Below are 15,170 nucleotides of genomic sequence, written 5' to 3'. Positions count from 1 at the left end.
CCCCCCGATCAGACCATTCCCAGCCGCTGGGCCACCCTGGCTGCCGGGATCAGCAGGTGCCTGATCAGCAGTTCCTGCTTGCTGGGCATGGACACCGGCTCGACCTGTTCCAGCGGGAAGGGCAGGGTCTTCAGATCGCCGCGCGTCAGTCCCTCGGCCAGCAACTTGCCCATCAGCGGCGCCATGACGTTGCCCCAGGCGTTGAAGTACATCAGCCCATAGACCCCGCTGTTCAGTTCGAACACGCCGGGGAACTGGCGGTCGCGCATCGCGACGCGGCCGGTCCAGTAGCTTTCCCGGTCGATTTTCAAGCCGCGCGTTACCGGCCAGGTGCGGTGCAGCCAGCGCAATTGCGAGCGGAAGTGCCAGTCGGCATCGTGCGCGCCGCCGACCCGCGGAATCGACGAAAGGATCAGTCGGCCATGCCGGTCACGCACCATCGGGTTCAGGTCGACGGGCGCCTGGGCAAAGGTTCCGCCGCCGGGTAGCACATGGCCCAGCGCTTCGGGGGGCAACGGACTGGTGGTGATGGCATAGGCAGTGAGCGGGTAGAACGCCTGGCGCAAGGACGGGACGACCGCGCCGGGATAGGCATTGGTGCAGAATACCACGCGGTCGGCCACCACGCTGCCCCGGGCGGTGCGCACCCGCCAGCGCGCGTCCAGTCGTTCAAGCGTAAGGACTTCGCTCTGGCCGTGGACCTGCGCCCCAAGCTGCGCCGCCGCCGCGATCATCCCGGTGGTGAACAGGTAGGGATTGACCCGTCCGCCGTCCTCGAACAGCACCCCGTGCGGATAGGCATCGGTGCCCAGGCGCTGACGCATCTCTTCGGGCGAAAGCGGCACCGAGCGCTGGATTCCGGCCCGTTCCAGATAGGCGTGCTGGCGCATGAACGCGGCCTGCGCGCGAGTGCTGCGCATTCCGTGGACATAGCCCGATCGCACCGCATCGCAATCGATCCCGTGGCGGGCCGACAGATCGTAGGGGATCGTCAGGTGCTGGCGGAATAACTCGATAAAGGCCCGGCCTTCATCAGGAAAGTGCGCCATCGCCCCCAGATCGCGCAGGATCGGCAGGACATGCCCGGCATTGCGGCCCGAAGCCCCCCAGCCGGGCTGGCGCGCTTCGAGCACGGTCACCGCCACGCCGGCTTCGGCCAGGTGCAGCGCCAGCGACGCGCCAGCCAGGCCCGCGCCAACCACGACTACATCGGTGGCAGCATCGGCTTCAAGCGCCGGCCATTGCCGGGCGGCGCCCTGCGGCTTGGTCCAGCCGCTCAGTTCGACAGGCACTTCGCCGCGTTCGAACTCGGCTTTCGCTGGCATCGGGAAACTCCTGGAAGGTTGATTCATGGGGCAGGCTGGCGGGCGGGGCGGGGGACGATCAGCAGGCAGGCCAGGGCCGTCGCCAGCAGCAGGACGGTAAACAGGGTGAATGGCAGCTTGTAACTGCCGCCAAGTTCATACAGCCAGCCGGTCAGGCCAGGGGCCACGGCCCCAAGGAAGCCGTTGATCGTGAACACGATGCCGAGCAAGGTGCCATAGCTGCGGCGGCCGACCAGTTCGACCAGCAGCAGCGAGCCCGATTGTGCCGGCAGGCCCGCCACCCCGCCCCACAGGCCGACAAAGGCGATGGTCGCGGCGAGGCCGGCGGCGCTGTCCAGTTCCACCCCCAGCAAGGCCAGGGTGCCGATGGCCTGCATGGCGATGATCGCGGCCAGCATCCGGCGCGCGCTGAGCCGGTCCGACAGGTGGCCGCCCACCAGCAAGCCGGGCAGGCTCATGAAATTGGTCAGGCTGTAAAGCTGGATCGCGGTATCATGCTCGACGCCGTGCTTGCCGAGGAAAGCGATGGTGTTGAACATCACCCCGTTCATGCACAGCTGGCTGACGGTCAGCACCGCGGTCAAGAGCCAGAACGCCGGCAGCCGCAGTGCGGCGGCGCGCGCCAATCCGCCGCCATGGGCCTGATCCGCCGGGGCGCCTGGATCCGCCGTGGCCAGTCCGGCGGGCAGCAACAGGAACAGCACCGGGACCAGGCAGGCCGCCGCCACGGCCACGATGCGGAACGCGCCGCGCCAACCCGCCCCGTCAATCAGATGGCCGGTGGCGATCGGCATGGTCGTCGCCGCCAGCGAGCAACTGGCGATGAACAGGGCGATGGCCAGCCCGGGGCGCTGGTGGAAGGCGCTGGTCAACAAGGCAATGCCGGGCACGATCGTGGCAATGCCCGCACCCAGTCCGGCAATGCCCATCACGATCGCGAATTGCCACAGATTGGCGATCGATCCCGCGGCCAGCCAGCCTGCCGCCGCCAGAGCGCAGCCTGCCGCGAATGTGCCGCGCACGCCCAGCCGCTGCATGGCCGGTCCCACCATCAGGTTGCCGATGCTCATGCCCAGCAGCAGCGCCACCGGCCCTGCGCCCAGTTCGGTCTCGCTCCAGCCGAACGCGGCCTGCATCGCCGCGCCATAGACCGACAGCGAAGTCAGCATGGCCCCGATCATCACGAAGTCCGCCAGCGAAAGCGGCGCCAGCAGCAGCCAGGGATCGCGGCCCGGGCCGGGCTGCGCAGTCATTGCCGGTTGGTTCATGTCAGGCCTTCTCCCGTCGGCGCAGGGCATCGGTCGCGGCGCGGCGATGGTGGCACGGCAGGCCTTGTCGGGTCCAGCCGATGGTGGTTAAGAGCCGGCCATGGCACGTGGTAACATCAGGCCCGGTGGCCGCACAGAACGGGTAAGGCAGGTGGTTGCCGCCACAGTGCTGCAATTCATCAAGGACGGGACGAGCGACTTCACGATGAGCGACGTGTCCGAACGGTCGGGCATCGCGCGTTCGACGATCCATGCGCGCTGGCCCACGCGCGACGCGTTGCTGGCGGAAGCCTTGCGGGCGCACAATTCCCAGTTCCAGGTCGAGCGGTGCAGCGATTGGCGCGAGGACCTTCACCACCTTGCCCGGGCGTTCCGCGACTTTGCGGCCCGCCCCGACGAGATGGCGATCAATGCCCTGACCGCCTATCTGGGGCCGGGCTTCCTGTCGGAGGAAACCTATCGCCAATGGCAGTCGATCAGCGACGAAATGGCCGCCCCCCTGCGCGCCGCGCAGGCGGCAGGGGAAGTCAGGCCGGGCGTGAATCCGACGCTGGTCATCTCCACGCTGTTTTCCTCGATCACCGCATTGATCCTGATTGCCAAGGAAGCCCCGTCCGACCGCCACCTGGAGCAGCTCGTCGACCTGCTCATCCAGGGGTGCGACGCGCGGAAGTAGCGGCCGGCCGAATGCTTCCGATGCCATGCTGATCAGTAGGTGATCCGCGCATCGACGCCAAAGGTGCGCGACTTCTTGAACGAGGCGCTGGCGTAACCCAGGCCGCCGAAGTCGATCCCGAAGTCGATGTTGCGCTGGTCGGTCAGGTTGTCACCCCACAGCCCCACGGCCAGGCGGCTCTTGCCCAGCGCGATGTCGTCGAGCGCAATCCGCGCGCGCAGGTTGTGGTCGGGCCGCGAATGGATCTCCCGGTTGAATTGGCTGAGCCGGTCCAGCGTGAACCAGTAGACGGTGCTGCGATAGGAATAGTCGCTGCGCAGCGACAGCTTGCCGAAGCCCAGGTCGCGTTCGTACTGCATGCCCACGTGCGCATTGAACCGGGCGGCCTGCGACATGCGGGCTTCGCTGGCGATATTGCTCACCGCATCGGTGACCGGATCGACGAACAGGTAGGTCTTGTACTTCGGCGTGGTATAGCCAAGCGAGCCGTCGAAGGTCAGGTTCGGCGTCAACAGGGCCGTCAGTTCGGCCTCGATGCCGCGGTAGCGCACCTTGCCGGCGTTCACGATGGCGGAGGTGGCCCCGCCCGTTCCGGCCAGGAACTGCGACAGTTGCAGGTCGCGGTAATCGACGTTGAACACGGCCAGGTTCGTACGCAGGCGGCGGCCGAACCATTCGGCCTTCACGCCCGCTTCATAGGACAGGACCTTTTCCGGCGCGAACACGTTGATCCGCGAGGCGGCCGGATTGATCCCGCCAGCGCGGTAGCCGCTCGACACGCGGGCATAGCCCATCAGGTCCTGGCTGAACTTGTAGCTGGCCGAAACCAGCCACGACACGTTGTTATAGCTGACCTTGCCGTCCAGGCTGGGCTGGACGTCGCCGGCCAGGGTCAGCCACTTGCGGTCGTGCGTATAGCGCAGGCCGCCGGTCAGCTCGAAATCGCCGTTGCCGGGCGCATAGCTGAGCTGGCCGAACAGCGCCTGGGACCGCGCCTTGCCGTTGAAGGCCTGCACCGGCGCCAGATTGACGGCCGCAAAGCCGCCGGGCAGCACATAGGACAGGGTCTGGTAGTTCCCTTCGGACGACTTTTCGTCGAAGTAGAAGGCGCCCGCGACGTAATTGAACGCCCCCACATCGCCCAGCAGTTGCAGTTCCTGCGAATACTGCCGCTGGCGCTGGGTGGTATAGTTCTCGAACAGGTTCACCGGCTGCACCCCGGTCGGCACCACTTTGCCGGTGACGAACAGGATCGGGCTGAGCGTGAAACCGCGCAGATCACCGTTGCCCGCCAGACCATTCGCGCCATCCTGGCGATAGCTGCGGTAGGCGCTGATCGACTTGATCGTCAGGTGCGGGCTGACCTGCCAGGCCAGGGTCAGCGAATGACCCAGCACGCGGGCCTTGACGCTGAAGGTGGACTGCCCGGACGGGCTGACCGAGGGAACCTGCGCGCCCTGCCGCAGGCTGCTGGAGGAAAGCTGGAACGGGGCGCCGCCAAACGCCGCCGATTGCCCGAAATAGTCGCGCACGTCGCTGGTTGCCGCCACCGTCTGGAAGAAGGCCGGCACACCTTCGCGGTCGTTGTAGTCGAAGGCATAGTTGGCGGTCAGGTTGCCAAGATCGGCCTGCACGGCCGCGGTCACCGCATCGCTGCGCAGCGCTCCGGGATCGCGGTTCGACGGGGCCAGGGTGTTGTCGAAATAGCCATTGCGCTGGCGGTGGACGTAGGCAACCGACGCGCGCAGCGGGGTGTTGCCCAGCGTGCCGGTATCCAGCCGTGCCCGGGCGAACCAGTCATCGAACGTGCCGTAACCCATCTTGGCTTCGGCCCCCAGCGTCGCGGCGGGCTTGCGCGAGACCAGCTGGATCGCGCCGCCCACGCTGTTGCGGCCGAACAGGGTGCCTTGCGGGCCGCGCAGCACTTCGATCCGCTCCAGATCGACCAGGTCGAAAATCGCGCCGGCCGAACGGGCGATGTAGACCCCGTCGAGGTAGATCCCGACGCCCTGCTCGGACACCGCGCTGGGCGAGGCATTGCCGATGCCGCGGATGTAGACCGATGCCGCAGTGATCGAGGCGGGCTGCGCACTGATGACGAGGTTGGGAGTGAACTGCGCCGTGGCCACCACATCGCGCAGGTTCAGCTTGCTCAGCAATTCGCCCGAGAGGGCGGTAACCGCCACTGGCGTCGACTGCAGGTTTTCACGGGTACGCCGCGCTTCGACCACGATTTCCCCCAGCTGGGCGCTGTCTGCGGCCGCATCCGGCTTTGGCGCGGAATCCACGGTTTGCGCGTGGGCGATCCCGCTCGCCGCGATCCACGCCGCACCTGTCAGCAATCCCAACCGAATGATCTTTCCCGTCGCCATGAACTCGCTCCCTGCTGCCTGTTATCTGGCGGAAATCTGGCGTCCTGACCGCCGCTCCCAGGCCGGCTTATGACAGAACTCTTTCGCTCTAACAATACAGCTTGTAGCGTTAAGTGCTGTGCGGTACCATCGGGCGAGTAACCAGGATCGGAAGTCGGAAATGAGTGAACTGCCCATGGAAACCGCGAATTCCAGCCTGTGCGAAGCGCGCGAGATGGGGGGCTGGCTGTTCTGTTCCGGACAGATCGGCCTCAATCCTGACGGCACAGTTCCGGCGGATCCCGCCGCCCAGTTCGATGCGGCCTTTGCCGCGCTGACAAGGGTGCTGGAGCAGCACGGCTGCACGATGCAGGATGTCGCCGACCTGACCTCGTTCCATGTCGGCTACCCCGCGCACATGGACCTGTTCATGGCATCGCGGGCCAAGGCGATGACCGGCGCGCCCGCGGCATGGACCGCGATTGGCGTTGCCGCACTCGGCTATCCCGGCTCGCTGGTCGAGGTGAAGGCGATAGCCCGGTTACCCGAGCTTCGGGCCGATTTGACGACCGACGATTAACTGCAAGGCTGAAGCCGGAGCACTATCGGCAACCGCCGACCCAACGGTCATTTGGGCGCCCGGCGCTGCTGCCTGGAACTCGCCCTACGTTAATTGCCCGGTCGCTTCGAACATTGCGGGTCCATGCTAATCGGTCAACCATTCGGCTGTGATCTCGCCGCTATGCCCCTCGGGCGCCAGCGCGGCGCGCAGGGCTTCCAGCAGAGGCGGGAGCGCCTGCGTGAAGGCGTAGGGCGGGTTGACGATAAACAGCCCCGCGCCGTTATAGATGCCGGGCTGATCGCGATCGTACAACCAATGCTCCACCCCCAGCAATTTCGGGATGCCGAGCTTGCGTAACTGCTCCTTCCATCGCCAATGCGTGGCGCGGTCTTTCAGCGGAAACCAGATCACCGTCACGCCATGCGCCCATTTGCGGTGCGCAGCGGCGAGGGTCGCCGTGATGCGGGCGCGTTCGTCCGTCTGCTCATAGGGTGGGTCGACTACCACGACGCCGCGCGGCGTTCGGGTCGGCAGCATCGCCAGCCAGAACTCGTAGGCGTCGCGCTCATGCACGGCAGCGGATGTACCGCGCATCACGCCGCGCAGGGCATAGGCGTCCTCGGGATGCTTTTCGTTCAGGATCAGGAAATCCTGCGGACGCACAAGCTGCGCCAGAATCCGCGGCGAGCCGGGATAGAGGTGCGGCTCGGCCCCGTCATTCACCGCCTGCACAGCGGCGCGGTAGTCGTTCAGCAAGGGGTTCGCATCGGCAAAGGCCCGCAGCACGCCCTGCGTGGCCTCGCCGGTGCGTTGGGCTTGCTCACCGCGCAGGTCGTACAGCCCGCAGCCCGCATGAGTGTCGATCAGGGTCAGCGCGCTCTGCTTGTGCTGCAAGGCCCGCACGAGCGCGATCAGCAGACTGTGCTTCACGACATCGGCGCTATTGCCCGCATGGAAGGAATGGCGATAATTCATTGAAATTCAGAATCCTGACGACCTGCCTTTGGACGGGCTGCCGGGCGCGAAAGCCGCGCGCGCGGCGATTGAAGTGACCAATCCGGCGTTCGTACAGAGTCGGACGGAAAGCTTCAAAGCACTTCTGCGCAAGGCATCAAGCTCCGTGCGCATCAGGGGCGTTACGGAGAGAGATAATATGTGAGCCGTGATTCAATTGAGTCATGACTCAAATAAGCTATTGCTCAGATCATTCGCCCGTGCGATAGGCAGGGCATGGGAAAGGCTGACAGAATCGAATCTGCCGCAATGACCCCCGCCAAGGGCCGGGTCCGCGGTGTGTCGAAGAACTCTGCCGAGGCGCGGCGCAAGATCCTCGATTCGGCCACGCTGATCTTCGGTCGGCAGGGATTTGCCAGAACCAAGACCGATGAGATCGCTGATCATGCCGGCTATGGCCAGGCCACGGTCTTCTTCCATTTCAAGACCAAGGCCGGATTGCTCGAAGCCTGCCTGGAAGATGCGCTGGCCCGGGCAAAGGCCAGTCTGGTCCCCGCCGAGGGTTCGGGAACGCTGGACCTGATGCAGCGGCTTGACCGGGCGTTCGACAATTCGCCCACTGCCGACCTGTTCGCGCGGATGCTGGCCGAGTTCGGCGAAGATTCGGCCATCCATCCGCTCTATGCCGACTTTCACGAGCATCTGCGCCAGCTGATCGCGGCCGAACTGGCCCGCGAAACCGGCACAAGCGGGACAAGACCCTATCTTGCGGCGGCCGCCATCCTTTCGATGATGGTGGGTGTCCATGCCGAACAACGACTGGAAACCAAGCGCATCGATCGCGGCCAGTTCAGGGCACTTCTGATGGCCATAACGCGGCTGGTGATGGCCGATCTGGGCAAGCCCGACGGGGCAGGGTCATGAATTAATAATCTGATTTAACACGCATTATTGTCAATCAATCACTCGCCGCTTTGGCGGGAACGGGAAGGTTTTGTCTATGGCACAGGTCAAGTTGAAGCTTGCGCAGGCAAGCGGCATGGCAATCGCGGTGGCGCTCATGGCGCCGGCAGCAATGGCGCAGGACGCGCCCGCCGAAGATGGCGGTCTGGAAGAAATCGTCGTGACCGCGCAGCGGCGCGAACAGTCGCTTCAGGATGTGCCGATGGCCATCTCGGCGGTTTCCGGCGATACGCTGCGCGACGCCGGAGCCATCGGGATCGACGGCTTGGCAGCGATGATCCCGTCGCTGGCAACAGTCGCCAACAACCAGCCGCTTGCGCAGAGCTATCGCATCCGCGGCCTTGGCACCGACCCCAACATCCCGACGTTTGAACCCAGCGTCGCGCTGTTCATCGACGGTGTCTACATGCCTCGCACTGGCCTTGGCGTCGACGATCTGGTCGATATCGCCCGCATCGAAGTGCTCAAGGGACCGCAGTCCACGCTCTATGGCAAGAACGCGACGGCTGGCGTGATCAGCGTCGTCTCGGCGCGTCCGGCGAGCCAGTTTGGCGGCAGCGCCGAAGCCTCGCTCTCGGTCATCAAGGGCGGACGCAATGCCGTGGCCAAGCGCTTTGCCGGTTCGCTGACCGGCCCGCTGGGTGACCGGGTCCGCGTGCGCCTGACCGGCGTCTACTACGATGCCGAGCCGAGCTTTCGCAACCTGACGGCGGGCGCCGAACAACCCAACGAGATGAAGCGCTATGCTCTGCGCGGGCAGGTCGAGTTCGACGTCAGCGAGCAGGTGACCGTCAACCTTGCCGCCGCACGCAGCGAAGTGCTGGCCAGCAATGGCACGAATTCCGACTGGACGCGCGGCGTTGCCCCCGAACCGAGCTTCCTGCTCGACAACAACCCGGCGCTCAACGCCCGCTTCGGGGTGAGCGCGTGCCCGGACAACAACCCGTCCAACCGCGTCATCTGCACCACCGACCCCAACCGTTCGGACAGCAAGTTTGACACGGCCTCAGCCACGCTTAACGCCGATCTCGGCATGGCCACGCTCACGGCGATCACCGGCTGGTCGCAGTACAAGAGCAGCCTGCTGGCCACCGATATCGATCAGGTCTCCCTGCCGCTGTTCACGTTCCGCGATACGCAGCAAGGGGAGTCCTTCTCGCAGGAAGTGCGCCTGGTTTCCCCGACCGGGGGTGCATTCGAATGGCTGCTGGGTGGCTACTATCTCGACACCACCTTCGAGCGCGGCGATCGCGGCCGGACGGCGATGTTCGAAGTTCAGCAGGCCGCTCCGCTGTTTTCCATTCCCGGCGCGCCTTCACCGCTGATCGTCTATGGCCAGAACGGCGACAAGGGCTTCCTCGATTCCCGTTCCAGCTCGAAGTATTTCGCGGCGTTCGGACAGACGACCTATCGCTTCAGCGATCTGTTCGCCCTGACCGGCGGGCTGCGCTGGCAGACCGAAACCAAGAAGGCTTCGATCAACAACCGGGCGACCTTTACGCCCAATCCGAACCTGCCCGTCGGCCATCCGCTCGCGGGCCTCAATTTCCTGACCGCGGTCCTCGTTCCGGCGGCCACCTTCCCGGCGGGCGTGCCGATCAACGGCAACCTGCCCGACGTGAAGGATGACGGCTTTACCTGGAACGTCACGGCCAATGTCACGCCCAACGACGATACCTTGATCTATGCGAGCTATGCGCGCGGGACCAAGTCCGGCGGGCACAACATCGGCTTCGGCAATGCCGTGCCTGCCCAGCGCGGGTTTGGCGCGGAAATGGTCGACAACTGGGAGCTGGGCGGCAAGTTCGACCTGGCCGATCGCCGGGCGCGCATCGCGGTCAGCCTGTTCCGGTCCGACTATACCAACTACCAGAACGCCGGGTTCGTCGGCCTGCAATACCTGGTGAACAATGCCGACAAGGTGCGGGTCTCCGGGGTCGAAGCCGAAGGCACTTTCCGCCTCGCCCAGGGGCTGACGGTGAACCTTGGCGCCGCTTACATCGACGCCAAGTTCCGCAAGTACACCGGCGGGGCCTGCTGGTTCGGGCGCGCCCCCGATGCCAACCCCACGGCGACCGGGGCCTTCACCAGCTGCGACCTTTCGGGCCAGCAACTGCCGCTGGCACCCAAGTGGCGCATGACCGGCGGGCTGCAGTACGAGCACTCGGTCAGTGCCGGCGAGCTTTACGTCCGCACCGACATCAACTGGCAGGACAAGGCCAACACCAACACCGCCAGCCTTGATCCGCGCAACATGCAGGGGGCCTATGCCCTGCTGAACGCGCGCCTGGGGCTGCGGCTCGACAACGGACTCGACGTTTCGCTGTGGGCGACGAACCTGACCAACAAGACCGTGGTCAACCAGTCGGGCGTGCTCAGCTTCTTCGGCACGACTTCCGGCTACCAGAACTATCTGGGCGCGCCCCGCCAGTTCGGCATGACCGCGCGACTGGGCTTCTGAGCGATGCGCGGCGGAAAGACACGGGGCCGTAGCAGCCGATTGCTCCAGGCCGCCATGCTTTCCGCCCGCGATCCTGGCACCTATTGACAGCAAGGAACCAGACCCATGGCTATCATCGATTTCTTCGACCGCGGCTGGGACATGAACGGTCAGGCCGCCGCCTATATCCAGGGCGAACGCACGTTTACCTTCGATGAGGTCGGCGAACTGTCCTGCCGGGTCGCCAACACCCTGCTGGCGCTGGGTCTGCCCAAGGAGACCAAGGGCGCGGTCTGGTCGGGCAACGACGTGATGGCCTGGGCCTGCACGCTGGGCCTGTGGCGCGCGAACATGGTCTGGATCCCGGTCAATCCGCGCAACGCGGCGGATGACAACGCCTTCATCCTCGACGCCTTCGACTGCGAGGTGCTGTTCTTCCAGCAGGCTTACAGCGAAACCATTGCCGCCCTGCGCCCCGCCCTGCCAAAGGTGAGGCACTGGATCTGCATCGATGCCGACCTGCCGGACACCCCCGGCCTGGCGGCATGGTGCGGCAGCCAACCGGCCACCAAACCCGCTGTCGTCGCCGGGCTGGACGATGTCTTCATCATCATGCCGACGGGCGGCACCACCGGCGCGCCCAAGGGCGTGATGAACACCCACCGCGCGGCGCAGACCACGTTCGTCCATTTCATGCTGACCTGCACCTACCGCGACGGCACCCGCCCGGTGAACCTCGCTGCTGCGCCGATGACCCACACCGCCGGACTGCTTTCCCTGCCCTGCACGGCACAGGGCGGGACAGTGGTTGTGCTGGCGAAGCCTGACCCGATGCTGCTGGTGCAGGCGATCGGCCGGCACCGCGTGACCGAATTCTTCCTGCCGCCGACCGTGATCTATGCCCTGCTGGAAGCGCCGGGCATCGAGCAGGTCGATTTTTCCAGCGTGCGCTATCTGCTCTACGGCGCGGCGCCGATGTCGGTCGAGAAGCTCAAGAAGGCGATCGCGCTGTGGGGGCCGGTGCTGACCGAATCCTATGGCCAGAGCGAGGCGATGGGGTCCATCGCCACCCTGCGCGCGGACGAGCACATCGAGGCAGGCCAGCTTGCCAGTGATGAACGTCTGGCATCGGTTGGCCGTCCCAATCCGCTGGTCCGGGTCGAGATCATGGATGAGCAGAACCGCATTCTCCCGCGCGGCGAAACCGGCGAAATCTGCGTGCGCGGTGATCTGATCATGAAGGGCTATTACAAGGCGCCCGAAAAGACCGCTGAAACGATCATCGACGGCTGGCTGCACACCGGAGACATCGGCCACATCGACGCCGCAGGCTATCTCCACCTGACCGACCGCAAGAAGGACATGATCATCACGGGCGGGTTCAACGTTTACCCGGCCACGGTCGAGCAGGTGATCTGGAGCCATTCGGCGGTGCAGGACTGCGCCGTGATCGGCGTGCCCGATGCCAAGTGGGGCGAGGCGGTGAAAGCCGTGGTGGAACTCAACCCCGGCCAGAGTGTGACGGCGGAAGAGATCATTGCGCTGTGCAAGGCGCAACTTGGCAGCGTGATGGCGCCCAAGAGCGTCGATTTCGTGCCTTCGCTGCCACGCAGCCCGGTGGGCAAGGTGCTCAAGAAAGATCTGCGCGCTGCCTACTGGCAGGGCCATGAAAAGAAAATCTGAGAGGACGGGACATGACTGACATCTACATCGCGGGAATATCGATGACCGTCTTCGGTCGCCACTTCGAACGCAGTCTGGAGGACCTGGCGCGCGAGGCCGTGGATGGCGCGCTGAAAGACGCAGGCTGCGCCAAGGAAGACCTGGGCACAGCCTTCTACGCCGGGATCACCAACGGTCCGCTGCAGGGCCAGTTCGCCATTCCCGGCCAGGTCGTGCTGACCAAGCTGGGGATCGAAGGCATCCCGGTCTACAACATCGACAACGGCTGCGCGGCGGGGTCATCGGCATTTGCGCTGGCCGTGCAGAGCCTCAAGGCCGGTGTCACCGACGTCGCCCTCGCGCTGGGCGCGGAGAAGATGAACGTCGAGGACAAGCTCTCGGTCCTCAAGCTGATGGAAGCCGGCTGGGATGTCAGCCGGGTCGAGGAAAACTACGCCCGGCTGGTGAAGCTGGGCGAAGGGATTGTTCCGCCGGAAGGGTCGGAATCGGACAAGCCCTATTCCAAGTTCATGTCGATCTATGCCGCGCTGTGCCGCAATCACATGGGTAAATGGGGCACCACCCAGCGCCAGATCGCGGCGGTTTCGGCCAAGAACCACCAGCATTCGGTGCACAACCCCTGGTCGCAGTTCCGCAAGCCCTTCACCATCGACGAAGTGCTGGCCGCGCCGCCGATCACCTATCCGCTGACCCTGCCGATGTGTGCGCCGGTCACCGATGGCGCCGCTGCCGCGATCATCTGCACCGAAGAGGGCCTGAAGCGGATTGGCGCGGACCGCAACCGCTGCATCCGCGTGGCGGCCAGCGTGGTTCGCTCCGCCTCCAGCCGCAGCATCGACCAGCACGAGCTGAACCTCGCCCGTCTGGCCGCCAACCAGGCCTACGAGATTGCCGGCCTGGGTCCGAACGACATGCATGTCGCCGAAGTTCACGACGCCGCCGCCATGGGCGAGATCATCCAGGTTGAAAACCTGGGCTTCGTCGCGATGGGTGAAGGTGGCCCGGCGGCAGAGCGCGGCGATTTCACCATCGGCGGACGCCTTCCGGTTAACCCGTCGGGCGGGTTGGAATCCAAGGGCCATCCGCTGGGCGCGACCGGCATCGGCCAGCTGTACGAGCTGGTCACCCAGCTGCGCGGCGAGGCCGGCGCGCGGCAGGTTGAAGGCGCGCGCCACGCGATCCAGGAGAACGGCGGCGGCAATATCGGCGTCGAAGAAGCGGCAGTTGCCGTCCATATCCTCAGCAAGTGAACGGAGCAGACCATGCGCTTGATTGACCTGACCGTTCTGCTTGATCCCGCCAACCGCGAGAAACTGCCGCCCGCCCTGCAACACGCCGCCGGGGTGGTGGCGCCGCGGATCGATTACAACAACCCGGCTGAACAGGCGGGCAAGGACGAGTTCTGCGCCAGCCTGGGTTGCACCCATGCCGACCTGCCCGATGGCGAGGGCTGGGGCAGCGAGCACCTCAACGACTTCAACTCGCACTGCGGCACTCATGTCGATGCGCCGCTGCATTCCGGCTCGCACTGCGAAGGCAGACCGGCGCGCACGATCGACCAGATCGACCTCAACGAGCTCTACCGCCCCGGCATGGTGCTTGATCTGCGCCCCTGGGCCAGGGGCGGCGAATACATCACGCCGGACATGCTGGATCGCGCGATTGCAGCTGTCGGGCGGCCTGTCCAGCCGGGCGATGCCGTGTTGCTGCGCACCGGGCAGGAAGCGTTCACCATGGACGATCCGCAGTTCTACAATCAGCCCGGCATGTCGGCGGAAGCGACGCTGCATCTGACGGCGATGGGCGCCACGATCCTGGGGACGGATGCGGTTGGCTGGGACCTGCCCTTCCGCCTGATGAACGCCAGATGGCAGGAACAGGGCGACAAGGCCTTGCTGTGGGACGGGCACAAGGCGATCACTCGGCGCGAGGCCTTCATCGTCCAGCAGCTCTGCAACCTGGCCGCTCTTCCGCCCACGGGCTTCCACGTCGGGTTCTTCCCGATCAAGCTGGCCCGCTGCAGCGCTGCCCCATCGCGCGTCGTCGCCTTCGTTCCCGATTGAACCGGAGAAGCCCCGTGACCATTCCCCACATCCTGATCGACCTCGGTCACGGCCTGCGCTTCACCGAAAGCCCGCGCTGGCGCGGTGACCGGCTGTGGTTCATCGACATCCACGACAATGCGATCAAGTCGGTCAGCCTGGCCGGGGACCTGCGCACCGAACTCTCCCTTCCGTTCAAGCCCAATGGCCTGGGCTTCCTGCCCGATGGCTCGGTGGTGTTCAGCGATGCGCTGAGCCTCATGATGAAGCGCTGGGACGGCAGCATGGTGCAGGATCATGCCCACCTGACAGCGACCTCGGTGTTCTGCCTCAGCGATGCGATCACCGACGGCCAGGGCCGGACCTGGGTGGGAGACATCGGCTACAACTTCTGGAACCCCGATGCCCCGCCGGTGGACACCTGCACAATCGCGCGGATCGACCCGGATGGCACGGTGGCAAGGGCTGCGGCTGGCCTCGAATTCCCCAATGGAATGATCATGACGCCCGATGGCGGGACGCTGATTGTCGCGGAGACCAACGCCTTCCGGTTGACCGCCTATGACGTGGGCGCCGATGGCAGCCTGTCCCGTCGCCGGACCTTCGCGGACCTGCCCGCAGGTGTGCAGCCCGACGGCATCTGCCTTGATGCGGAAGGCGCCGTATGGCTCGCCAACCCGGCCGGCAGCCCCGCCGTGCTGCGCGTGCGCGAAGGCGGCGAGGTAACCGACACCATTGCGCTCGGCAGCCACGCCTATGCGGTCATGCTGGGCGGCCCGGAACGCCGCCACCTGTTCATCTGCACCTCGGCCAGCCACGATCCGGCCGAGATCGCCGCCAGCCCGAGCGCGCGCCTGCTGGTTGCCGAAGTCGCGGTGCCGGGTGCCGGCACGCCCTGATCCCTGA

12 protein-coding genes are annotated in these 15,170 nt (G+C 65.6%); 8 read left to right on the top strand and 4 right to left on the bottom strand.

Features of this window, described 5'->3' with window-relative positions; all coding sequences use genetic code 11:
* Positions 1-8: 8 nt before the first annotated feature.
* Both ACE3N9_RS11525 and ACE3N9_RS11520 read right to left on the bottom strand, forming a co-directional pair.
* Positions 9-1,325: an NAD(P)/FAD-dependent oxidoreductase gene (locus ACE3N9_RS11525; protein ID WP_374283872.1), complete on the bottom strand. Its 1,317-nt coding sequence runs from the start codon at positions 1,323-1,325 to the stop codon at positions 9-11.
* Positions 1,326-1,348: 23 nt separating this feature from the next.
* Positions 1,349-2,593, bottom strand: a complete 1,245-nt coding sequence (locus ACE3N9_RS11520; protein ID WP_374283871.1) for an MFS transporter — start codon at positions 2,591-2,593, stop codon at positions 1,349-1,351.
* 151 nt (positions 2,594-2,744) lie between these two features.
* Between ACE3N9_RS11520 and ACE3N9_RS11515 the strand changes: the two genes are divergently transcribed.
* Positions 2,745-3,269, top strand: a complete 525-nt coding sequence (locus ACE3N9_RS11515; protein WP_374283870.1) for a TetR/AcrR family transcriptional regulator — start codon at positions 2,745-2,747, stop codon at positions 3,267-3,269.
* 32 nt (positions 3,270-3,301) lie between these two features.
* Here the strand turns inward: ACE3N9_RS11515 and ACE3N9_RS11510 are convergent, their stop codons facing one another.
* A complete protein-coding gene (locus ACE3N9_RS11510; protein WP_374283869.1) occupies positions 3,302-5,617 on the bottom strand; it encodes a TonB-dependent receptor in 2,316 nt (771 codons plus the stop codon).
* A gap of 184 nt (positions 5,618-5,801) precedes the next feature.
* Here ACE3N9_RS11510 and ACE3N9_RS11505 point away from each other — a divergent pair, with 184 nt between their 5' ends.
* Positions 5,802-6,200 carry a Rid family hydrolase gene (locus tag ACE3N9_RS11505; protein ID WP_374283868.1) on the top strand — a complete coding sequence of 133 codons (399 nt, stop codon included), beginning with the start codon at positions 5,802-5,804 and terminating at the stop codon, positions 6,198-6,200.
* Between the two features lie 126 nt (positions 6,201-6,326).
* Here the strand turns inward: ACE3N9_RS11505 and ACE3N9_RS11500 are convergent, their stop codons facing one another.
* On the bottom strand, positions 6,327-7,157 hold the full coding sequence (locus ACE3N9_RS11500; protein WP_374283867.1) for a 23S rRNA (adenine(2030)-N(6))-methyltransferase RlmJ: 831 nt from the start codon (positions 7,155-7,157) through the stop codon (positions 6,327-6,329).
* A 288-nt stretch (positions 7,158-7,445) separates the two neighbouring features.
* Here ACE3N9_RS11500 and ACE3N9_RS11495 point away from each other — a divergent pair, with 288 nt between their 5' ends.
* From ACE3N9_RS11495 to ACE3N9_RS11470, 6 genes are all read left to right on the top strand, one after another.
* Positions 7,446-8,060 carry a TetR/AcrR family transcriptional regulator gene (locus ACE3N9_RS11495; RefSeq protein WP_374283866.1) on the top strand — a complete coding sequence of 205 codons (615 nt, stop codon included), beginning with the start codon at positions 7,446-7,448 and terminating at the stop codon, positions 8,058-8,060.
* 115 nt (positions 8,061-8,175) lie between these two features.
* Positions 8,176-10,560, top strand: coding sequence for a TonB-dependent receptor (locus ACE3N9_RS11490; protein ID WP_374283865.1), 2,385 nt, complete (start codon positions 8,176-8,178; stop codon positions 10,558-10,560).
* Between the two features lie 105 nt (positions 10,561-10,665).
* Entirely contained in the window at positions 10,666-12,222 is a 1,557-nt protein-coding gene (locus ACE3N9_RS11485) for a class I adenylate-forming enzyme family protein (protein WP_374283864.1), read from the top strand.
* An 11-nt stretch (positions 12,223-12,233) separates the two neighbouring features.
* Positions 12,234-13,472 (top strand): thiolase family protein, encoded by a 1,239-nt coding sequence (locus ACE3N9_RS11480; RefSeq protein WP_374283863.1) that lies wholly within the window; start codon positions 12,234-12,236, stop codon positions 13,470-13,472.
* Between the two features lie 12 nt (positions 13,473-13,484).
* Positions 13,485-14,285 carry a cyclase family protein gene (locus ACE3N9_RS11475; RefSeq protein WP_374283862.1) on the top strand — a complete coding sequence of 267 codons (801 nt, stop codon included), beginning with the start codon at positions 13,485-13,487 and terminating at the stop codon, positions 14,283-14,285.
* Positions 14,286-14,299: 14 nt separating this feature from the next.
* On the top strand, positions 14,300-15,163 hold the full coding sequence (locus ACE3N9_RS11470; RefSeq protein ID WP_374283861.1) for an SMP-30/gluconolactonase/LRE family protein: 864 nt from the start codon (positions 14,300-14,302) through the stop codon (positions 15,161-15,163).
* Positions 15,164-15,170: the final 7 nt, after the last annotated feature.

Origin of the sequence: Novosphingobium sp., assembly GCF_041905565.1 — a bacterium.
In the GTDB taxonomy this organism is placed as follows: Bacteria; Pseudomonadota; Alphaproteobacteria; order Sphingomonadales; family Sphingomonadaceae; genus Novosphingobium.
Note: the sequence above shows the minus strand (reverse complement) of the source record. Positions and strands in the feature narration are given on the sequence as shown.

Bases quoted from the DNA above. Each gene is read 5' to 3' on its own strand.
- ACE3N9_RS11495 (WP_374283866.1), top strand. From the start codon at position 7,446: ATGACCCCCGCCAAGGGCCGGGTCCGCGGTGTGTCGAAGAACTCTGCC.
- ACE3N9_RS11525 (WP_374283872.1), bottom strand. From the start codon at position 1,325: ATGCCAGCGAAAGCCGAGTTCGAACGCGGCGAAGTGCCTGTCGAACTG.
- ACE3N9_RS11490 (WP_374283865.1), top strand. From the start codon at position 8,176: ATGGCAATCGCGGTGGCGCTCATGGCGCCGGCAGCAATGGCGCAGGAC.
- ACE3N9_RS11480 (WP_374283863.1), top strand. From the start codon at position 12,234: ATGACTGACATCTACATCGCGGGAATATCGATGACCGTCTTCGGTCGC.
- ACE3N9_RS11505 (WP_374283868.1), top strand. From the start codon at position 5,802: ATGAGTGAACTGCCCATGGAAACCGCGAATTCCAGCCTGTGCGAAGCG.
- ACE3N9_RS11520 (WP_374283871.1), bottom strand. From the start codon at position 2,593: ATGAACCAACCGGCAATGACTGCGCAGCCCGGCCCGGGCCGCGATCCC.
- ACE3N9_RS11475 (WP_374283862.1), top strand. From the start codon at position 13,485: ATGCGCTTGATTGACCTGACCGTTCTGCTTGATCCCGCCAACCGCGAG.
- ACE3N9_RS11500 (WP_374283867.1), bottom strand. From the start codon at position 7,157: ATGAATTATCGCCATTCCTTCCATGCGGGCAATAGCGCCGATGTCGTG.
- ACE3N9_RS11485 (WP_374283864.1), top strand. From the start codon at position 10,666: ATGGCTATCATCGATTTCTTCGACCGCGGCTGGGACATGAACGGTCAG.